Source organism: Rhizobium beringeri (genome assembly GCF_004306515.1).
GTDB lineage: Bacteria > Pseudomonadota > Alphaproteobacteria > Rhizobiales > Rhizobiaceae > Rhizobium > Rhizobium beringeri.
Genome location: NZ_SILG01000002.1, coordinates 259899 through 281158 on the forward strand (window position 1 = coordinate 259899; position 21260 = coordinate 281158).

At 60.9% G+C, this 21260-nt stretch carries 19 protein-coding genes; 16 read left to right on the forward strand and 3 right to left on the reverse strand.

What is annotated here, in order from left to right; all coding sequences use genetic code 11:
• The first annotated feature begins 1 nt into the window (after position 1).
• Genes ELH03_RS24890 through ELH03_RS24900 form a run of 3 tightly spaced genes read left to right on the forward strand, consistent with a single transcriptional unit; the run spans position 2 to position 3499 of the window.
• Entirely contained in the window at positions 2-928 is a 927-nt protein-coding gene (locus ELH03_RS24890) for an ABC transporter permease (protein WP_197727828.1), read from the forward strand.
• A complete protein-coding gene (locus ELH03_RS24895; protein ID WP_128403315.1) occupies positions 921-2555 on the forward strand; it encodes an ABC transporter ATP-binding protein in 1635 nt (544 codons plus the stop codon). The genes ELH03_RS24890 and ELH03_RS24895 overlap by 8 nt, the downstream gene beginning before the upstream one ends.
• Positions 2552-3499: a 2-hydroxyacid dehydrogenase gene (locus ELH03_RS24900; protein ID WP_130766855.1), complete on the forward strand. Its 948-nt coding sequence runs from the start codon at positions 2552-2554 to the stop codon at positions 3497-3499. The genes ELH03_RS24895 and ELH03_RS24900 overlap by 4 nt, the downstream gene beginning before the upstream one ends.
• Positions 3500-3526: 27 nt before the next feature.
• Here ELH03_RS24900 and ELH03_RS24905 read toward each other — a convergent pair whose 3' ends face one another.
• Positions 3527-4246, reverse strand: coding sequence for a GntR family transcriptional regulator (locus ELH03_RS24905; RefSeq protein WP_130766856.1), 720 nt, complete (start codon positions 4244-4246; stop codon positions 3527-3529).
• A 142-nt stretch (positions 4247-4388) separates the two neighbouring features.
• Here ELH03_RS24905 and araD point away from each other — a divergent pair, with 142 nt between their 5' ends.
• The 13 genes from araD (at position 4389) to ELH03_RS24970 (ending at position 20023) form a co-directional block, all read left to right on the forward strand.
• A complete protein-coding gene (gene araD / locus ELH03_RS24910; RefSeq protein WP_130766857.1) occupies positions 4389-6125 on the forward strand; it encodes an L-arabinonate dehydratase in 1737 nt (578 codons plus the stop codon).
• A 9-nt stretch (positions 6126-6134) separates the two neighbouring features.
• Positions 6135-7325 carry an L-talarate/galactarate dehydratase gene (locus ELH03_RS24915; RefSeq protein ID WP_128403319.1) on the forward strand — a complete coding sequence of 397 codons (1191 nt, stop codon included), beginning with the start codon at positions 6135-6137 and terminating at the stop codon, positions 7323-7325.
• 22 nt (positions 7326-7347) lie between these two features.
• Positions 7348-8058: a ribonuclease activity regulator RraA gene (locus ELH03_RS24920; protein ID WP_128403320.1), complete on the forward strand. Its 711-nt coding sequence runs from the start codon at positions 7348-7350 to the stop codon at positions 8056-8058.
• Between the two features lie 179 nt (positions 8059-8237).
• Positions 8238-9755, forward strand: coding sequence for an aldehyde dehydrogenase (NADP(+)) (locus tag ELH03_RS24925; protein WP_130766858.1), 1518 nt, complete (start codon positions 8238-8240; stop codon positions 9753-9755).
• 17 nt (positions 9756-9772) lie between these two features.
• A complete protein-coding gene (locus tag ELH03_RS24930; RefSeq protein ID WP_018245658.1) occupies positions 9773-10678 on the forward strand; it encodes a 5-dehydro-4-deoxyglucarate dehydratase in 906 nt (301 codons plus the stop codon).
• A 186-nt stretch (positions 10679-10864) separates the two neighbouring features.
• Positions 10865-12385 (forward strand): ABC transporter substrate-binding protein, encoded by a 1521-nt coding sequence (locus ELH03_RS24935; RefSeq protein WP_130766859.1) that lies wholly within the window; start codon positions 10865-10867, stop codon positions 12383-12385.
• 77 nt (positions 12386-12462) lie between these two features.
• On the forward strand, positions 12463-13524 hold the full coding sequence (locus ELH03_RS24940; RefSeq protein WP_130766860.1) for an Ldh family oxidoreductase: 1062 nt from the start codon (positions 12463-12465) through the stop codon (positions 13522-13524).
• 82 nt (positions 13525-13606) lie between these two features.
• Complete coding sequence (locus tag ELH03_RS24945; RefSeq protein ID WP_128403324.1) at positions 13607-14335, forward strand: FadR/GntR family transcriptional regulator; 729 nt, start codon at positions 13607-13609, stop codon at positions 14333-14335.
• Positions 14336-14356: 21 nt separating this feature from the next.
• Positions 14357-15343, forward strand: a complete 987-nt coding sequence (gene denD / locus ELH03_RS24950) for a D-erythronate dehydrogenase (RefSeq protein WP_128403325.1) — start codon at positions 14357-14359, stop codon at positions 15341-15343.
• Positions 15344-15512: 169 nt separating this feature from the next.
• Positions 15513-16580: an ABC transporter ATP-binding protein gene (locus tag ELH03_RS24955; RefSeq protein WP_128403326.1), complete on the forward strand. Its 1068-nt coding sequence runs from the start codon at positions 15513-15515 to the stop codon at positions 16578-16580.
• 150 nt (positions 16581-16730) lie between these two features.
• Entirely contained in the window at positions 16731-18035 is a 1305-nt protein-coding gene (locus tag ELH03_RS24960; RefSeq protein WP_128403327.1) for an ABC transporter substrate-binding protein, read from the forward strand.
• Between the two features lie 145 nt (positions 18036-18180).
• Positions 18181-19113 carry a carbohydrate ABC transporter permease gene (locus ELH03_RS24965; RefSeq protein ID WP_018516760.1) on the forward strand — a complete coding sequence of 311 codons (933 nt, stop codon included), beginning with the start codon at positions 18181-18183 and terminating at the stop codon, positions 19111-19113.
• A 10-nt stretch (positions 19114-19123) separates the two neighbouring features.
• Entirely contained in the window at positions 19124-20023 is a 900-nt protein-coding gene (locus ELH03_RS24970; protein WP_128411063.1) for a carbohydrate ABC transporter permease, read from the forward strand.
• A 114-nt stretch (positions 20024-20137) separates the two neighbouring features.
• Here the strand turns inward: ELH03_RS24970 and ELH03_RS24975 are convergent, their stop codons facing one another.
• Positions 20138-20533: a hypothetical protein gene (locus ELH03_RS24975; RefSeq protein ID WP_128403329.1), complete on the reverse strand. Its 396-nt coding sequence runs from the start codon at positions 20531-20533 to the stop codon at positions 20138-20140.
• 226 nt (positions 20534-20759) lie between these two features.
• The gene (locus tag ELH03_RS24980) at positions 20760-20993 is read right to left on the reverse strand and encodes a BrnA antitoxin family protein (RefSeq protein ID WP_128403330.1); all 234 of its coding nucleotides are present in this window, start codon (positions 20991-20993) and stop codon (positions 20760-20762) included.
• Positions 20994-21260 lie beyond the last annotated feature (267 nt).

The following is a 21260-nucleotide window of genomic DNA, read 5'->3' on the forward strand; positions in this document are numbered from 1 at the left end:
GATGACGATGACCGACACACAAATCCTCGCCGAGAAAAAACCGAGCGGCCCGATCGGGCGCTGGCTGACGATGCTGTGGGCGGACAAGCTCGCTTTCTTCGCCGCTCTGTTCCTCTTGATCGTTCTTCTCTGCGCGCTGTTTGGCCCGTTCCTGCTGGAGGCCGTCGCCACCAAGCAGAACCTGCGGGGCCGGAACGCGCCGCCGTTCGATATCACCCGCGGATGGCTTTATGTCCTCGGCGCCGATGCGCTGGGCAGGCCGCTTCTTGCCCGCGTCATCGTGGCGGCGCAAAACACCATCCTGGTTGCCGCGGCAGCCGTGCTCGCATCATCTGTCGTTGGTACGGCGCTCGGTCTGATCGCGGGTTACAGCCGCTCCTCCGCGGCTCAATGGATCATGCGCCTCGGCGACGTCATCATGTCCTTTCCGTCGCTGCTTCTGGCGGTGATCGTGCTCTACATGCTCGAGCCCTCGGTCACCAATATCGTCCTCGTCTTGGCGATCACCCGCATTCCCATCTATCTGCGCACCACGCGCGCCGAAGTGCTGGAAGTGCGCGAGCGGATGTTCGTGCAGGCAGCCAAGGTCATGGGGGCATCATACTGGCGCATTGTCTTCCATCACATCCTGCCAGTGATCTTCCCCACGCTGGTGACCATCGCGACGCTGGATTTCGCCTTCGTCATGCTGGCGGAATCCTCGCTGTCGTTCCTTGGGATCGGCATTCAGGCGCCGGAGATCACCTGGGGTCTCATGGTTGCTCAAGGACGACCCTATCTCACCAATGCCTGGTGGCTTTCCTTCTGGCCGGGCCTTGCAATCATTCTGACGACGCTGTCGCTGAACCTTCTGTCGAATTGGCTGCGCATCGCGCTCGATCCGACACAACGCTGGCGCCTTGAAATGAGGGGCAGGAAAAATGGCTGAACATCTTTTGGAAGTGCGTGACCTCTCGGTCGAATTCCACACCGTCGGCGGGACCGTCAAGGCGGTGCAGGATGTCAGCTGGCATCTCGATCGCGGCGAGACGCTGGCGATCCTCGGAGAAAGCGGTTCGGGCAAGTCCGTGTCGGCCTCGGCGATCATGAACCTGATCGACATGCCACCCGGCAAGATCACCAGCGGCACAATTCTCCTCAACGGGCGCGACATGCTGAAAATGACGCCAGAGGAGCGGCGCTCGATCAACGGCGCCAAGATCGCCATGATCTTTCAGGACCCGCTCGCCCATCTCAATCCGGTCTATCCGGTCGGCTGGCAAATCACCGAGATGATGACGACGCATGGTCAGTCGGCGGAGCGGGCCGGCGCGAGGGCGCTCGAATTGATCGGGCGCGTCGAGATAAGCGATCCGCAGGCGGCGATGCGAAAATATCCGTTCCAGTTCTCCGGCGGACAGCGGCAACGCCTGATGATCGCCATGGCGATTGCCTGCAAGCCCGATATCCTGATCGCGGATGAACCCACCACCGCGCTTGATGTTACGGTGCAGGCGCAGGTGCTCGAACTTCTGCAGGAATTGCAGCAGGAAACCGGAATGGGCCTGCTGCTGATCACCCACGATTTGGGCGTCGTTGCTGAGATCGCCGACCGGGTCGTGGTGATGAATTCCGGCTGCGTCGTCGAAACCGGCAATGCGGCCGAAGTCTATCGCAACCCGCAGAACGCCTACACGAAGAAGCTGATTGCCGCCGCACCCGGGAAGGGTGCGATGGCGCAAGAGCGTGACCGGCAGGGCGAACCGCTGCTGCGCGCCATTGGCTTGAAAAAGAGTTTTGGCGCATTCCAGGCCCTGAAGGGCGTGGACTTCGTCATCATGCCCGGCGAGACGGTTGCCGTTGTCGGCGAGAGCGGTTCCGGTAAGTCGACCCTTGCCCGGGCAATCGTTCGCCTCGATGATCCGCAGGAGGGCCAGGTTCTCTATCGCGGCAACGATCTGCTTGCGATGACCCCCAGAGAAATATTCGGGCTGCGTCGCGATTTGCAGATGGTCTTTCAGGACCCGACCCAGTCACTGAACCCGCGGATGAGCGTCTTCCGGTTGATTTCCGAGGCCTGGGTCATTCACCCGGATATCCTGCCGAAGGCGAGATGGAAGGAGAGAGTGGCCGAGCTGCTGGTCAAGGTTGGCCTGAAACCGGATATGGCCGACCGGTATCCACATCAGTTTTCCGGCGGCCAGCGCCAGCGCATCGCGATTGCCCGTGCGCTCGCGATGGAGCCGAAACTGATCATCTGCGACGAGGCGGTTTCGGCGCTCGACGTGTCGATCCAGGCACAGGTGATTGCCTTGCTTGAGGGCCTGCGTCGCGAATTCGGCCTATCCTATCTCTTCATTGCGCACGACCTGCCGGTGGTTCGCGATTTCGCCGATCGTGTCATCGTCATGAAGGCCGGCGAGATTGTCGAGGAGGGGCCGGTGGAACAGATCTTCAACGCGCCCTCCCACCCCTACACGCAGGCGCTTCTTGCCGCGAGCCTCGATCCCGATCCGGAGGTCCAGGCCACCCGACGCGCTGCCCGCCACATACAAGAAGGACTCGTTTCCGCATGAAGCCCGATGTCATCGTCGCCTATCCGCTCCGGCCCCATCAGATGGCAATGCTGGAGGAGACCTACACGCTGCACCGGCTGGATCTTGTCAAAGGCGAAGAGCGGGATGCTCTGTTGCGGGAAGCCGGCCCGATCGCTTCCGCGCTGGTCTGCAACGGCCATGTGACGATCGACGAAGCTTTGCTTTCGAAATTGCCGGCATTAAAGCTCGCCGCCTGTTCTTCGGCTGGCTACGACCAGATGGATGTCGAGGCGATGACCCGGCACGGCATCAAGCTCACCAACACATCCGAGGTGCTTTGCGACGATGTTGCCGACATGGCATTGCTTCTGATGCTGGCGGCACGCCGGCGCCTGCCGGAAGGCGATCGCTACGTGCGCTCCGGCGACTGGGGGCAAAAGGGCATGATGCCGCTGACGACGTCGACCTCGGGCAAGAAGGCCGGGATCGTCGGCCTCGGCCGCATAGGGATGGCGATTGCCAGGCGATGCGAAGCTGTCGGGCTGACGGTCGGCTATTATGGGAGGACGAAGAAAGCCGGCAACGATTTTGCCTATTTCGACGCGCCGGTAAAACTGGCGGACTGGGCCGATATCCTGATCGTCGCAACCCCTGGCGGCCCCTCGACCGAAGGGTTGATTTCGGCGGACGTGCTGAATGCGCTCGGACCGACCGGCAGCTTCATCAACATTGCCCGGGGCACCGTGGTCGACGAGCCGGCCTTGATCAAGGCCTTGCAGGAAAGGCGGATCGCGTCGGCCGGCATCGATGTCTACCTCAACGAACCCAATCCCGATCCGCGCTTCGCAGCGCTCGACAACATTGTGCTCTATCCCCACCATGCCAGCGGCACCGAGGAAACGCGCGACAGGATGGCACAATTGACGGTCGACAACCTTGCCGCCTTCTTCGCAGGCAGGCCGCTGCTGACGCCGGTCAATTGACGCCGGCAAAACCCGCGGCCCGGCAGATCAGACGAAATAGTCCGGGAACTCCTTCCTGAGGTCTTCCACTTTTGCGACGGTGCGGCTGAGATGCTCGCGGATCGCATCGACCGCACCCTGTTCGTCGCGAGCGGCAATCGCATCGATGATGGCGTGGTGCCCATCGAGAATGCTGACGATCTTGCCCTTTTCGGGCAGATGCAGACGACGAATGCGCTCGAGATGGCCGGACCGCTCGCGTATCAATTGGTGGAGGCTGCTGCGCTTGGCGCCTGCGAACAATGTCTGGTGAAAGAGCTCGTCGAGCTCTTGGAAGATCGCAATCTGATCGACGTCGTCAGCGACTGCCGACTGCATCTTGATGATCGACCGAGCGCGTGTGATGACGCTCGGGTCCGGGTCCGGATCGGTTGCGAGGCGGCGGCAAACCTCCGTTTCTAGCGCAACACGAAGGAAATGCGCCTCGTAAATTTGCAGGACGTCGATCCTGGTCACCACAGTGCGGGACTGCGGGTAAATGCGAACCAGACCCTCCTGTTTGAGAAGCTGCAATGCGTCTCGGATGGGAGTCTGGCTGACTTCATAAGTCTCCGTAAGCTCGGTGCGCGACAGCGTGGTGTCTGGCGGCAGCTGTATGGTGATGATGCGCTTTCGTAGATCATCATAGACCCGCTGGACCGTGCTGCCGGCGACGACCGGAAAACCGGGTGCAGTCAGGCCGAATGTGGAGGCGAACTGGGAATTCATGTGAGGCATCCTTTTCAGTCCATTCATAGCTTTGCACGACCTAATGCACAAGAACGCAAACTTTCCATTGATATATATGTCAAACTAAAATATCAGTTGGTGCAAACGCTGAGATAAGCAAGCGAAAAAGTGGGAGAAAGCCGTGACCGCGAGGAAAACCTACGAGCAATTGCGGTCCGCCCGATGGATGCTGCCGGATGATCAGCGCTCGTTCGGCCACCGGTCGCGGACCATGCAGATGGGTTACGCACCGGAGGACTGGCAGGGAAAGCCGATCATTGCCGTGATCAACACCTGGTCCGATGCCCAGCCGTGTCACATGCATTTCCGTGAACGCGCCGAATGGGTGAAGCGCGGAATTCTTCAGTCGGGCGGGTTCCCCATGGAACTGCCCGCTCTTTCCCTTTCCGAAAACTTCGTCAAGCCGACCACCATGCTCTATCGCAATATGCTGGCGATGGAGACCGAGGAACTGCTGCGCAGCCATCCTGTCGATGGCGCCGTTCTGATGGGTGGCTGCGACAAGACGACACCCGGCCTTGTCATGGGCGCAACCAGCATGGGCATTCCCTTCATTTATCTGCCCGCCGGCCCGATGCTTCGCGGCAACTATGCCGGCAAGACGCTAGGCTCCGGTACCGACGGTTTCAAATACTGGGACGAGCGGCGCGCCGGCACGATCACCCAGGAGGAGTGGCAGGGCATCGAAGGTGGAATCGCCCGCAGCTACGGCCATTGCATGACCATGGGCACGGCATCGACGATGACGGCGATCGCAGAGGCTATGGGATTGACACTGCCGGGCGCATCCTCGATCCCGGCAGCCGACGCCAACCACCAGCGCATGTCGGCGGCCTGTGGCCGCCGTATCGTCGATATGGTGTGGGAGGATCTGACGCCGGATCAGATCATCACTCCGGGGGCCGTCGACAACGCGGTCACGGTCGCCATGGCGACCGGCTGCTCCACCAATGCCATCATTCACCTGATTGCCATGGCCCGCCGCGCCGGCGTCCCGTTGGAGCTCGACGAGCTTGATCGCATCGGTCGCACGACGCCGGTTCTCGCCAACATCCGGCCTTCCGGTTCGACCTATCTGATGGAGGATTTCTTTTATGCGGGCGGCTTGCGCGCCCTGATGAAGCAGCTCGGCGACAAGCTGGATCCAACCGCGATTACCGTGACGGGAAGACCCTTGGTGGAAGGTCTCGACCAGGTGAAGATCTACAATGACGACGTTATCCGGCCATTGTCGAACCCGGTCTATCACGAAGGTTCGCTGGCCGTGCTCAAGGGGAACCTCTGTCCCGATGGCGCGGTTATCAAACCAGCGGCCTGCGACCCGAAATTCCAGCGCCATTGCGGCCCGGCGCTGGTCGCCGACAGTTATGCGGAGATGAAGAAGATCATCGATGATCCCGACTATCCACTGACGCCGGACACGGTTCTCGTTCTACGCAATGCTGGCCCCCAGGGTGGACCGGGCATGCCGGAATGGGGCATGATCCCGATGCCGAAGGCGCTGTTGAAGCTCGGCCTGCGCGACATGGTACGGATCTCGGACGCCCGCATGTCCGGAACCAGTTTCGGCGCCTGCGTGCTGCATGTCGCACCTGAATCTTATGTTGGCGGGCCTCTGGCGCTGCTGAGAACGGGGGACATGGTCGAGCTCGATATTCCGGCCCGCAGCCTCAATATGCTGGTTTCCGAAGAAGAGATCAGAGCGCGGCGAGCCGCCTGGGTGGCGCCGACGCGCCACTACGAGCGCGGTTACGGGTTCATGTTCTCCAGCCATATCGAGCAGGCCGACAAAGGCTGCGACTTTGATTTCCTGACGACGGAATTCGGTGGCAAGACGCCGGAACCGGCTATCAACTGAGGCACGACGATGTTTGATCCCAATCGACGCACGATCCCCGCACAGCCTCCCAAGGCTGGCTTCGCTGCCGGTCCGTCCAAACTGGACGCCATCCGATCGGTTACCCTGTCGCTCGCTTACCTGCCGTTGGCGCGACCGATCAGCGATGCCAAGGTGTTGACGGGCCGACAGAAGCCGCTGACGCAGGTGGCCTTTCTGTTTTGCGAGATCGTCTCCGAGGCTGGCCATAGTGGGCTCGGTTTCAGTTACTCGAAGCGGGCAGGCGGACCTGCCCTGTATGCACATGCCTGCGAGCTTGCCGACAACCTGATTGGCGAAGACCCCAACGATACCGCGCGCATCTGGGACAAGCTCTGCTGGGCCGGGGCCTCGGTCGGCCGCTCCGGCATCGCGACCCAGGCAATCGCCGCCATCGACATCTGCCTCTGGGACCTGAAGGCGAAACGCGCCGGCCTGCCACTTGCAAAACTGCTTGGCGCCCATCGCGACAGTGTTGCCTGCTACAACACCTCCGGTGGCTTCCTGTCATCGAGCGTCGAGGAAATCCGCGATGCCATCGATCACTCGATCGCCTCCGGTATCGGCGGCATCAAGATCAAGGTCGGGCAGCCGGACCCGATGATCGACCTTCGTCGGCTCGATGCGGTGACCAGCCATATCGATGGCCGTGTTCCGCTGATGGTCGATGCAAACCAGCAATGGGACCGCACGACGGCGTTGCGCTTCGGCCGGATGGTCGAGCCGCTCAATCTCGAATGGATCGAAGAGCCGCTCGATGCCTATGATGCCGAGGGCCATGCGGCACTGGCACGCGAACTCGCCACGCCGATCGCCACCGGGGAAATGCTGGCAAGCGCCGACGAGCACATGGCGCTGATCCGGGCCGATGCCGTCGACTTCATTCAGCCTGATGCGCCGCGGGTCGGCGGCATCACGCCCTTTCTGCGCATCTGCACACACGCCGAGGCGAAACGCATGCGCCTGGCGCCGCATTTCGCCATGGAAATCCATCTGCATCTGGCGGCCGCCTATGCGCATGAGCCGTGGGTAGAGCATTTCGATTGGCTGGCGCCGCTGTTCAACGAACAACTCGATATCAAGGACGGTCGGATGATCGTGCCGGCCCGTCCGGGGCTCGGTTGCAGCCTGACGGGCAAAGCCCGTGACTGGACCGTGGAAACCTGCAGCTTCGGCGTCTGAATGAGAACGAGGAGAAGGAAACATGAACCCTGCAACCCGTGAAAAGCTGATGGGCGTCTCCGTCGCGACGCTCTGTTCGGCACTGTTCAAGCGTGGCCTGAGAAACCAGACGGTCCAGGATGTTCGGCCGGTGCAGCCGAAGGGCCGCAATATGGTGGGACCGGCCTTCACGCTGCGTTACATGCCGGCGCGCGAGGACCGCAATGCGATGAATGTCTTTCGGAACCCGAAACATCCGCAACGGCTTGCCATCGAGACTTGCCCGGAAGGCTCTGTTCTGGTGATGGACAGCCGCAAGGATCCGCGCGCAGCCTCTGCCGGCGACATCCTGATTACCCGCCTGATGATGCGCGGCGGCGCCGGCGTCGTCACGGATGGTGGCTTCCGGGACGCCATGACGATCGGTGGCCTTGATATTCCCGCCTATCACAATCGTCCCTCCAGCCCGACGAACCTCACGCTCCACGAGGCAATCGACATCAATGTGCCGATAGGCTGTGGGGATGTTGCGGTCTTCCCAGGCGACATCATGGTTGGTGACGATGACAGCGTGATCGTCATCCCTGCCGAGATCGCCGACGAGATCGCCGATGAAGCGGTAGAGATGACCGCTTACGAGGATTTCGTCACCGAGCGCGTCAAGCAAGGTCACACGATCATTGGCCTCTACCCGGCCACCGACGAAAGCAATCTGCCGCTCTTTGCCGAATGGCGGAAGGTGAATGGCCGCTAGAGCATGATGCCGAAAAGTGTAAGCGGTTTTCGGACAACATCATGCTCTAACTCTTTAATTGAGAACAGGATTCAGATTTTAGGCCGACTTGGCCTAAAATCATCCCGTTCTAAGGCGGCGCACCTTAAACAACACTTCACGCATCAGGACGGAGCGAGGCTCCGCCAAGGAGAATAACAATGAGCTGGACCCCTTCAGGCAGGCATTTCATCGCCGGCGAGTGGATTGCCGGAACGACGACATTTCGGTCAGAGCCGGTGCATGGGCAGGCACATGACTTTGCTGTTGGCACAACGGAACTGGTCGACCGCGCCTGCCGCGCTGCCGAAGCTGCTTTTGCAGCATTTTCGGCAACGACACGCGAGGAGCGCGCCCTTTTCCTTGAGGCAATCGCCGAGGAGATCGACAAGCGCGGCGCGGCCGTCACCCTCATTGGAACGCAGGAAACCGGACTTCCGGAGGGCCGGCTCAACGGCGAACGCGCTCGCACCACCGGACAACTCAGACTGTTTGCCGACCATATCCGCAAGGGCGCGCATCTTGACGCCCGCGTCGACGCGGCCCAACCCGATCGGCAACCGGCGCCGCGGCCCGAGATCCGTCTGGTACAACGGCCGATCGGCCCCGTCGCCGTATTCGGCGCCTCGAATTTTCCGCTCGCATTCTCGACGGCCGGCGGCGATACGGCGGCCGCGCTTGCGGCGGGCTGCCCGGTCGTGGTGAAGGGACATTCAGCCCATCCCGGCACAGGTGAGATCATTGCCGAGGCGATTGCCGCCGCTATCGAGCGCACCGGAATGCCGGCCGGCGTCTTCAGCCTGATCCAGGGGGGCCGCCGTGATGTCGGAACGGCTCTGGTGACGCATCCGGCCATCAAAGCCGTCGGCTTTACCGGCTCGCTTGCCGGCGGTCGTGCGCTCTTCGACCTTTGCGCCCAGCGCCCTGAGCCGATCCCCTTTTTCGGGGAACTCGGCAGCGTTAATCCGATGTTCCTGCTGCCGGCCGCTACTGCTGCCCGGGCGGAGGCAATCGGTTCCGGCTGGGCCGGTTCCCTGACGCTTGGTGCCGGCCAGTTCTGCACCAACCCCGGTATCGCCGTCGTCGTCGACGGGCCGGAGGCGGACAAGTTCACCAGTGCTGCCAAGTCGGCTCTTGAAAAAGTCGCACCGCAGACGATGCTGACCAAAGGCATCGCCACGGCCTATCACGAAGGTGTCGACCGGATGCGGGCAAGCAATGCAGTCGCGCCGGTTCTCACCGCAGAGAATGCTGGCCGCGACGCAGCGCCGAACCTGTTCGAGACCAACGGCTCGGCCTGGCTTGCCGATCACTCGCTCAGCGAAGAGGTGTTCGGCCCTCTCGGCCTCGTCGTGCGCGTCGGCTCGCCTAAAGAGATGGTTGCCCTTGCCGAAAGCTTTCAAGGACAGCTGACCGCGACGATCCATATGGACGACGCCGATCTTGGCCTTGCCCGCGACCTGCTGCCGATCCTCGAAAGGAAGGCGGGCAGATTGCTGGTCAATGGCTTCCCAACCGGCGTCGAGGTTGTCGATTCCATGGTGCATGGCGGACCCTACCCGGCCTCGACCAATTTCGGCGCGACCAGCGTCGGGACCATGTCGATCCGCAGGTTTCTGCGCCCCGTCGCCTATCAGAATTTCCCCGCCGACCTGTTGCCGCAAGACCTACGCAACTGAAACTGAGGAGTATAAAGTTGATCGCCCCGACGGAACTTCGCGAGATTATTCGCAACGGCCTGCTGTCCTTTCCCGTCACCCCTTTCGATGCCGAGGACCGGTTTGCCCCCAGGCCGTTTTCAGCGCATCTGGAATGGCTGTCATCCTACCCCGTTGCCGGCCTGATCGTTGCCGGCGGCACCGGTGAGCTGTTCTCGCTGACGCCGGGCGAAGTGGTCGAGGTGGTAAAGGCCGCCCGCGCGGTGTCCGGCGATGCGCCTGTTATTGCCGGATGCGGCTATGGCACGCGCATTGCCTGCGACATGGCTCGCGAGATCGAGGCGGCAGGTGGCGACGGCATTCTTCTGCTGCCGCATTACCTGACCGAGGCGCCGGCAGATGGCATTGCCGCGCGTGTACGAGCCGTTTGCAAGGCCACCAATATGGGCGTTATCGTTTATAATCGTGGCCAGGCGCGGGTTTCGGCCGAGCAGCTTGCTCAGCTTGCCGACGAATGCCCAAATCTGATTGGCTTCAAGGACGGTACCGGCGACATCGATACGGTGCGCCGTGTCACGATCGCGCTCGGGGATCGGCTTTCCTATATCGGTGGCATGCCGACACATGAACTATTTGCCCAGGCCTATCGCGGAGCCGGCATGCCGACCTATTCTTCGGCGGTCTTCAATTTCGTGCCTGAAACGGCATTGAAATTCCACAAGGCATTCCTTGCCGGTGACGATGCGGCCTGTGAACAGATGCTGCGCGATTTCTATTATCCCTTTGCCCGTATTCGCGATCGCAAGGCCGGTTACGCGGTATCCGCCGTCAAGGCAGGCGTGCGTTTGCGCGGCTTTGAGGCAGGACCGGTGCGGGCTCCGCTGACGGATCTTACCGACGAGGAAGTCGAGATGATGCGCGAACTGATTGCTTCGGCAAGGTAAAATTTCGCATCCCAGCCAAGGTTGAAGGCTTCACGCTTGGAAGCGCCAGGGTTGAAAGCCGTCGTTAACTAGTATATTAGTGCACTTGTACTTTATAGAAACTACTGAGGAGATAAATGCCGGAGCCCCGGAAACGGGACGCAGTTCACTGTGAGGAGCGCCAAAGGCGCATGGGAGGAGAACGAAATGAAATTGCATTTGCTAGCTGCCTGTTTTTCAACAACGGTGCTCGCGCTGAGCGCCGGCTCGGCTCACGCTGAGGATGCCAAGAGCAAAGTCACTGTCGTGCTTGCCGAAACCGTCGATGTCGTCGAGCCCTGTATGGCAGCGCGCCAGGACGTCGGCCGGGTCATTTCTGAAAACGTCAACGAGATGCTGGTGGAATTCGACTACGTCAATGGCGGCCTCAAACCCCGCCTGGCGACGGAATGGTCGAAGATCGACGACGACACCTGGGAGTTCAAGCTGCGCCCGAATGTCAAATGGCACGATGGCAAGCCGTTCACCGCCAAAGATGTCCAGTTCACCATCGAGCGCAACAAGAACAAGAAGCTCAGCTGTGAAACCGGGGGCAAATATTTCGGCGGCACGGAGTTCAGCTTCGAAACGCCGGATGCCAACACGATCCGGATTACGACAAAACCGGCGCAGCCGATTCTTCCGCTTCTGATGACGGTGATGGCTGTGGAACCGGCCGAGGCGACACCAGCCGACGAATTCACCCGCAAGCCGATTGGCACCGGCCCCTATACGTTCGACAAATGGGAAATCGGCCAGTCGATCGTGCTGAAGCGTAACCCGGAATATTGGGGGGAGAAGCCGCAGGTGGAACAGGCGACCTATCTGTTCCGCTCTGACAGCGCCGTTGCTGCGGCCATGGTCGATGCCGGCGAAGCCGATATCGTTCCGGCCGTATCCGTGCAGGATGCCACCAACAAGGAAACCGATTTCGCCTATCCGAACTCGGAGACGACATCGCTGCGCATCGATACGCGCGCAGCACCCCTTAACGATCGGCGCATCCGCGAAGCGATGAACCTCGCCATCGATCGGCAGGCGATGCTCGGAACGCTGTTCCCCGAACAGGCGAAGATCGCGACGCAGCTCGTCGTACCCACAACGATCGGCTACAATGCCGATATCCCCGCCTGGCCCTATGATCCCGAAAAAGCGAAAGCACTGGTCGAAGCGGCGAAAGCTGACGGCGTCCCGGTCGATCGTGAGATCCGCATCATCGGTCGCAACGGGCAATATCCAAACGCCACCGAAGCGATGGAAGCGATAATGGCAATGCTTCAGGAAGTCGGCTTGAACGTGAAGCTCGACATGTATGACGTTTCCGTGTGGAACGGCTACTTCGTTGCACCCTTTGTCGCCGATTCCGGTCCGACGCTGACCCAGTCGCAACACGATAATGCGACCGGCGATCCCGTCTTCACCGCATTCGTGAAATACGCGACCGACGGCTCCCACTCCATGGTTCGGGATCCCGCTGTCGACGGGCTGATCGCCAAGGCGACGTCTGCCACCGGCGACGAGCGCACAAAGCTCTGGAAGGAGCTGTTCGCCAAGGTGAACACCGAGATCATCGCGGACATCCCGATGTTTCACATGGTCGGTTTCACCCGCGTCTCGCCGCGTCTCGACTTCAAGCCGACGATCGCGACGAATTCCGAACTGCAGCTGTCGCAAATCCGCTTCAAGTAAGCCGGCAAGCCGAACTCAGGCACGGGTCGCCCGCAAATAGCGGCCCGTGCTTTCCATGACGTGACGGAGGGATACCTATGCCCCTGATTGACCGCATCGCCCTGACCCAATTCGCCGAGCAGATATTGACCCGCGCCGGCATGGAGCCCGACAAGGCCGAAACGACTGCCGCCGTGCTGGTGGAAGGCGACATGATCGGCCACGAAACCCATGGCGTCAGCCTTTTGAACTGGTATGTCGAGGCGTTGGAAGACGGCTCGCTGGCGAAGTCGGGCAGCTATGAGGTGGTCAATGACCGCGGCGCGGCCTTTGTTTGGGACGGCAAATCCCTCCCAGGCGCATGGCTGCTGACCAAGGCGATCGAACAGGCCTGCGAACGCGTCGGCGATCATGGCGTCGTCACCGCCGCGATCCGCAACTGCCATCATACCTGCGCTCTTTCAGCCTTCATGCGGCAAGTGACCGAACGGGGCCTCATCGTGCAGCTGTCCGTCTCGCACCCCGCTGCAAGCCGCGTTGCGCCCTATGGCGGCACGAAGCCGCTCCTGACGCCCAACCCGATGGCTGCCGGATTCCCGACATCTCAGGATCCGATCCTGATCGACGTCTCGGCCTCGATCACCACCACGACCATGACGCAAAACCTGGCCAAGGCCGGCAAGAAATTTCCGGAGGCCTGGGCTTTCACCGCCGCAGGCGAGCCGACCGATGATCCGCGCGAGGTGACCGAACGTGGCGGAACGATGATGCCTCTCGGCGGTCAGCTGAAGGGGCACAAGGGCTTTGGGCTCGGGCTGATCGTCGAATTGCTGGGGCAGGGGCTTTCCGGCAAGGGACGGGCGAACGCGCCGTCCGGTGTCTTTTCGCAAAGCGCTTTCCTTCAGGTCATTGACCCCGCCTTTTTCGCTGGGCTGGATGCCTTTACGGCGCAGTCTGATTTTCTCGCCTCTGCATGCCGCAGCAATCCTCCCGCGCCCTGGAACAATGGCCCCGTGCGCATGCCGGGTGACAGCGCAGCACGAAGGCGCCGCGCGGCCTTGGAAGAGGGCGTGCCGGTCGGCGATGCACCTTGGCAGAAGCTTTGTAAACATGCCGAAATTCTAGGCTTGCCTATTCCTGACATCGCCGCATGCCCCTGAAGCGTTGACAACCCTCGTCAGCTCAGGTCTACTGGTCCACTAACCGGACCAGTAGACCTGAGCGCGGGGGAGGGCAAAGGCAATGGATGTTCGAGCGATGCTCGAAGACGACGTTGCAGCGCTCGGTGGAGCGCCGAAGAAGTCGATGAAAGACTTCGTCGTCCAGAAGATTGCGACCTTCATCGCCACCGGCATCCTTAAAGTGGGCGATCCGCTGCCCAGCGAACGTGAACTCGCCTCCGCACTCTCGGTCAGCCGCGAGACCGTCCGCGGCGCGATCCTTATCCTTTCCACCCACGGCATTCTCTCGGTTGTGCACGGAACGCGCACGGTGGTGGCATCGGTGGACGTCGGCGAACTGGCTGTCCAGGCTGCACGGTATCGCGACATCGCGGCCTACAGTCTCGACAATGTTCATGAGGCGCGGCTTCTTATCGAAGCACAGGTCGTCAGGGCTGCCGCGCTCAAGATGGAGCCTTCAACTCTTGACTATCTCGGCAAGTCGATCGCAGCACAGGAAGCCGCCTGTGACGATCCCGTTCGTTTTTTGATATGTGACCGGGAATTTCACACCGCTATCTACCGTTCCAGCGGCAACGCGGTGCTGGCTGATATGGCCGCCGACCTCTATTCCTATCTGCTGAGCCACCGAAGGCGCGTCGTTTCGCAGCCCGGGAGCATCGCCACCAGCATCGCCGATCACCGAATGATCCTGGCTGGCTTGGAGACGCGGGATCCGGATGCCGCTGCCGCTGCCTTCGCGATCCACGAAACCCGTATTTATACGACGACCAAGCTGCTCTTTTCGTAGCTCGCAGGGAGGTGAAACACGATGCATATTCTCATTATAGGGGCGGGAGGAATGATCGGCCGGAAGCTCGCCGCCACACTGGGGCGTAGCGGCTCCCTCGGCGGCCATGCGATCACGCGCATGACGCTCGCCGACATCACGCCGCCGCCGGTACCCACAGGCATCTCCTGGCCGGTGGAAGCGCTGGCTGCCGATATTTCCGAAAGCGGTGCGGCAGAAGCCCTGGCGGCTCGCCGGGCCGATGTGATCTTCCATCTCGCCGCGATCGTTTCCGGCGAAGCCGAGCGCAATTTCGAACTCGGCTACCGGGTCAATCTCGATGGCACGCGATCGCTGTTGGAAGCGATCCGTCGGGAAGGAACACGCCAAGCCTATGTTCCCCGGTTCGTCTTCTCCTCATCGATCGCGGTCTATGGCTCGCCGTTTCCGGATCCGATTCCCGACGATTACGTGCTCGCACCTCTCACCAGCTACGGAGTCCAGAAGGCGATATCCGAGCTTCTGCTTGCCGACTATTCGCGCCGCGGCTTCATTGACGGCGTCGGAATTCGGTTGCCGACCATCGTGATCCGGCCTGGAGCGCCGAATGCTGCCGCATCGGGCTTCTTTTCTGGAATCCTGCGTGAACCGCTCGCGGGCCAGCGGGCTGTTCTTCCGGTCGAAGAGACCGTCAAACACTGGCTGGCGAGCCCGCGTTCTGCCATCAAATTCCTGATCCATGCTTCGACGCTCGACACATCGGCGCTGGGTGTTCGGCGCACGCTCACCATGCCGGGCGTTGCCGCCACCGTTGCCGACCAGATTGCCGCCTTGCGCCGTGCTGCCGGTCCCGAGGCGGCGGATTTGATCGACCGCCGCCGCGACGAGGTCATTGAAGGGATCGTCGCGGGATGGCCGAAGTCCTTTACGCCGGAACGCGCAACGCAATTGGGTTTCATCGCCGAAACCACCGTCGATGAGTTGATTGAGGTCTACCTCGACGAAGACGCTCCGGGTGCGTCCGGATGAGATCAAACTGGGGCTAACACGGTCGCATGGGAGGAGAACCCCCGACCGGGCACGCCCACAGATGCGGGATTGAAGCGGCCGAGGGCCTTGAGGAGATGACGGCCGCGGCCAAGATATACGAAAATACGAATACATAGCATGTAGCGCTCGATTTCTGGGAGGAGTGAGTATGGCAGGCGTTCAATTCGCGGATGTGCGGAAATCGTTCGGGGCATTTCCGGTCATCAAAGGCGTGGATATCGACATCGCCGACGGGGAATTCGTGATCCTGGTCGGCCCGTCGGGTTGTGGCAAATCCACTCTGCTGCGGATGCTGGCGGGACTTGAGAACATTTCCGGCGGTGAGATCAAGATCGGCGGGCGCGTGGTCAACACGCTGCCGCCCAAGGATCGCGACATCGCCATGGTGTTCCAGAACTATGCGCTCTATCCGCATATGACGGTGCAGCAGAACATGGGCTTCTCGTTAATGCTGAACAAGGCGCCGAAGGCGGAAGCCGAAAAGCGGGTGAAATATGCCGCCGGCATCCTCGGTCTCGACAAATTGCTCGACCGTTATCCGCGCCAGCTTTCCGGCGGCCAGCGCCAGCGTGTCGCCATGGGGCGGGCGATCGTGCGTGATCCGGAAGTCTTCCTGTTCGACGAACCGCTATCCAACCTCGATGCGAAGCTGCGCGTCGCCATGCGCGCCGAAATCAAGGAACTGCACCAGCGGCTGAAAACGACGACGGTCTACGTCACCCACGACCAGATCGAGGCCATGACCATGGCCGACAAGATTGTCGTCATGCATGACGGCGTCGTCGAGCAGATCGGCACCCCGCTCGAGCTCTATGACAAGCCCGCCAATCTGTTCGTTGGCGGTTTCATCGGCTCGCCGGCGATGAACATGATCAAGGGCAGGCTCGATCCTGAAAACCCGACAAGTTTCAAGGCGCCCGACGGCACGGCGCTCCCGGTTTCCAATCCGCCTGCCGGCGCCATGGGCCGCGACCTCGTCTATGGTCTTCGCCCGGAATACATCCTGCTCGATGCCAATGGCCTGCCCGGTGAAATCGTGGTGATCGAGCCGACCGGCTATGAGACGCACCTTATTCTCAGGCTCGGCGGCAGCGATCTCAGCTGCGTCTTCCGCGAACGCGTCAGCGCGCGGCCAGGGGAGACCCTGCGCGTTGCGATCGACGCCGCGCATATTCATCTCTTCGATGCCGAGAGCGGCCGGAGATTGACCGACTGACGCCGTCCGGCGGCTGCGCGGGGGCGGAGGAGCCCCCCGTCAGCCGCAGGTCGGCTGCACCCTGGTTCAGGGATGCAAGGACCGCCGTTCACCAAGCGGGAGGTGAATGGCGGAGAGTTCGCACCCGCTGTTTTGAAGAGGAGGAATATGATGAGGATTAAGAGACGTGACTTTCTTGCCGCCTCGGCAGCCGTCGCCGGCGCCGCCGGCCTCGGCATCCGGCCATCCTTTGCGCAGGCCGAACCGACCTACACACCGGAAAGCGGCGCTAGCCTGCGGCTGCTGCGCTGGACACCTTTCGTCAAGGGCGACGAGGAGGCCTGGCTTGCAAACACCAAGAAATTCATAGACGCGACCGGCGTCCAGGTACGCATCGATAAGGAAAGCTGGGAAGATATCCGCCCAAAGGCCGCCGTCGCGGCCAATGTCGGCTCCGGCCCGGACCTCATCATGTGCTGGTTCGATGACGCTCACCAGTATCCCGACAAGCTGGTCGACCTAACCGAGCTCGCCAACTATCTCGGCAACAAATATGGCGGCTGGTATGATGGTGTGAGGGGCTATGCCGCGCGCGGCGACACGTTCATCGCCATGCCGCTGACGGCAATCGGCAATGCTGTGGTCTATCGCGACACTCATGTGAAGGCGGCCGGTTTCAGCGAGTTCCCGAAAGACACCGCAGGCTTCCTCGAGCTTTGCAAGGCGATGAAAGCCAAGGGCACGCCGGCCGGCTTCCCGCACGGCAAGGCCGTCGGCGACGGCAACAACTACGCCCATTGGCTGCTTTGGAGCCATGGCGGCAAGATGGTCGACGAAGGCGGCAAGGTAACGATCAACAGCCCGGAAACTCTGGCTTCGATCAACTATGCCAAGGAGCTCTATGCGACCTTCATTCCGGGCACGGAAAGCTGGCAGGACGTCAACAACAACCGCGCCTTCCTCGCAGGCCAGGTTTCGCTGATCGCCAACGGTGTCTCGGTCTACTACACAGCCAAAGGCGACCCGAAACTTGCCGAGATCGCCAAGGACATCCGCACGACGAATTTCCCGATCGGTCCGGTCGGTCAGAGCGTCGAACTTTGCCAGACGAGCTCGCTGCTTCTCTTCAAGCACACCAAATATCCGGAAGCGGCAAAGGCCTACATCAAGTTCATGATGGAAGCCGACCAGATGAATGCCTGGATCCAGGGCTCCAGCGCCTATTGCTGCCAGCCGCTCAAGGCTTTTGCCAAGAACCCGATCTGGACATCCGACCCGATCCACGCGCCTTATGCGCGTGCCTCGGAAAAGTTGCGTCCGAACGGCTATGCCGGCCCACTCGGTTATGCCTCGGCAGCGACCATGGCCGACTACGTTCTGGTCGACATGTATGCGGCCGCCGTCACCGGCCAGATGTCGCCCGAAGATGCGATGAAGGAAGCTGAACGCCGGGCAAACCGCTACTATCGCGTCTGAGCCACGCCTTAGAGCATGATGCCGAAAAGTGTGAGCGGTTTTCGGACGACATCATGCTCTCACTATTTAACGCAGCAAGCGGTGTGCCGGCCCCCGGCATGCCGCAAGTCCTCTGCGAGTTCAAACGCAATCTGGGAGATAGGCAATGTCGATGGTGAATTCGGAGGACAGGCGTGGGCCGATCTCTTCACTCCTGCAGAACAACAATGTGCTCGGCTTCCTGTTCATGCTGCCGGCGGCCGTGTTCCTCGTCTGCTTTCTCACCTATCCGCTGGGGCTCGGCGTCTGGCTCGGCTTCACCGATACGAGGATCGGCCGCGACGGCATCTTCATCGGGCTGGAGAACTACCAGTTCCTGATGGACGACAGCGTCTTCTGGCTGTCGGTCTTCAACACCATTCTCTATACCTCCGTCGCCTCGGTGCTAAAATTCGCGCTCGGCCTCTGGCTGGCGATGCTGCTCAACCAGCACCTGCCGTTCAAGTCCTTCTTCCGGGCAATCGTGCTGCTTCCCTGGGTCGTGCCGACGGTGCTTTCGGCGCTGGCCTTCTGGTGGATCTATGATTCCCAATTTTCGATCATCTCCTGGTCGCTGATGAAGCTGGGGTTGATCAGCGGACCGATCAACTTCCTCGGCGACCCCATCAATGCGCGCATATCGGTGATCGTCGCCAATGTCTGGCGCGGCATTCCCTTCGTGGCGATCTCGCTGCTTGCGGGCCTGCAGACGATTCCGGCGTCGCTGCAGGAGGCCGCCTCGCTCGACGGCGCCACGAGCTGGCAGCGTTTCCGCTATGTGACGCTGCCGATGCTGACGCCGATCATCGCCGTGGTGATGACCTTCTCGGTGCTTTTCACCTTTACCGACTTCCAGCTCATCTACGTGCTGACCAAGGGGGGACCCGTCAACGCGACGCATCTGATGGCGACGCTTTCCTTCCAGCGCGGCATTCCCGGCGGTCAGCTGGGCGAAGGTGCGGCCATCGCGGTCGCCATGGTGCCCTTCCTGCTCGGCGCGATCATGTTCAGCTTCTTCGGCCTGCAGCGGCGCAAATGGCAACAGGGCGGCCAGGATTAGGAGATTGATGATGTCGATAAATTCAAACGCCGCCGATCAGGTCGTGACCGACAATGCCGAAGGCATGAGCTATCTGAACCGGCTGCCGCGGCGGATCGTGATGCTCTACCTGCCGATGGCCGTCTTCGTCTTCGTGCTGCTCTTCCCGTTCTACTGGATGGCGATCACCGCAGTGAAGCCGAACGACCAGCTGACCGACTATAACAACTACAGCCCCTTCTGGGTGGTCGGGCCAACGCTCGACCACATCAAATATCTGTTTTTCGAGACGTCCTATCCGGGTTGGCTATGGAACACGATGCTGGTTGCGGTCTGCTCCACCTTCCTCTCGCTGGTAGCCTCGGTCTTCGGCGCCTATGCCATCGAGCGCGTCCGCTTTACCGGCTCGCGTTCAGTCGGCCTGGTGATCTTCCTCGCCTATCTCGTGCCGCCATCGATCCTCTTCATCCCGCTTGCCTTCATTGTTTTCAAGCTCGGGATCTACGACTCGCGGATGGCGCTGATCTTCACCTACCCGACCTTCCTCATTCCCTTCTGCACCTGGCTGCTGATGGGCTATTTCCGGTCGATCCCATTCGAGCTGGAGGAAAGCGCGCTGGTGGATGGCGCCAATAGATGGCAGATTCTCACCAAGATCATCCTGCCGCTCGCGGTGCCAGGGCTGATCTCAGCCGGCATCTTCGCCTTCACGCTGTCCTGGAACGAATTCATCTATGCGCTGACTTTCATCCAGTCGTCGGAAAACAAAACCATTCCGGTCGGGGTGCTGACCGAATTGGTGCGCGGCGACGTCTTCGAATGGGGAGCACTGATGGCAGGCGCGCTGTTCGGCTCGCTCCCGGTGGTCATCCTCTACTCGTTCTTCGTGGACTACTACGTCTCATCGATGACCGGGGCGGTGAAGGAGTGAGAGCCTACCGCGGGCACGCCCTTGCTTTCCGCAGCAACTGCGACTGGTTGTTACCGGTGCGCAGTAGCAATGATAGGCGTGTCCGCAGCTTAAATGGGATCAGCGTCCGTCCCGTCATGCATCGAAACCTCGTCTTGCCGAGATCGAATAATTGTAAATTGCCGCGTAGCTCGTCGATACGAGCAGCGGAAATGCGATGGTCTTGAGTATTTCCGGTGTACCGGTCGCCGCATGGATCGCCACGAGAATGCTGGCTGAGCCGAGACAAGCAATGAGAGGCGGCGCCCAAAATCGTACCGATCCGAAGAAGCGCTTTGAAAGCCAGTCGATCACAGATTTCAGGAAAAGCGTCAGGCAGGCGGATATCGCACCCTGCACAAGGCCGGCATAGAGCGGCAATGGCATGGCGTGCGCACGATTGGCGAAAACCGCCCAGCTGCCCATTGCCAAAAAGGCGAAGAGAACATGGACAATGCCGCTGCGGAGAAGCCGGTGCAGTGCATTCGGCATCACAGCGACCACCCGTAACGATGGATAGGCGCCGAGAAGACGAGGAAATCCAGCCTATCGATCAAAACGATCATCTTACGGGCGCCTCTAATGCCTGGCATGCGGAGTGCCTATCCGCGGCTCGACCAGTTGCGTAGGATTGGCTGCGAATTGCTTTCAAGCAGTATATTTGGATAGGCGAAGCTGGCCACACGTCGGGCGGCGGCGCGGCTCGGGTGCAGCAAGGTCAGAGCCTGTTCTTCATCGCGGCGCGCAATACATCGTTGATCCGATCCTGCCAGCCAGGGCCATTTTCCTGGAAAAAGGCCAGCACATCGCTGTCGATCTTGAGCGAAACAAGCTCCTTGGTATTCGGCAGTGCCGGCCGCTCGACAGCTTGTTCCAGCTTCTTCTTTACGGGCTTGAACAATGCTTCGGCGGCATCCATTGGATTGACAGGTCGGCGGGGCGGGTTTGTCATCGTTGTCACTTTCTATTGCCTGTCGGAGCGACATATGAGCGGCATACGTGATGTCGGCAGCTTCGTCGACCATTTATCTTGTTTTACGACACGGCGATTTAGCCGACCTGCTCGATCGGCAGCGTGCCGGCGGCAGGGACTTGATTAGCGACTTCGCAGAGACGGCCGGAACGACCGCTTGTCCTTACGCTTCATCTTCGGATCTTCCGGCTCGGTGATCTCGTAAAAGCCGTCGGCGATGAACAGGCAGCCATAGGAGCGAATTCC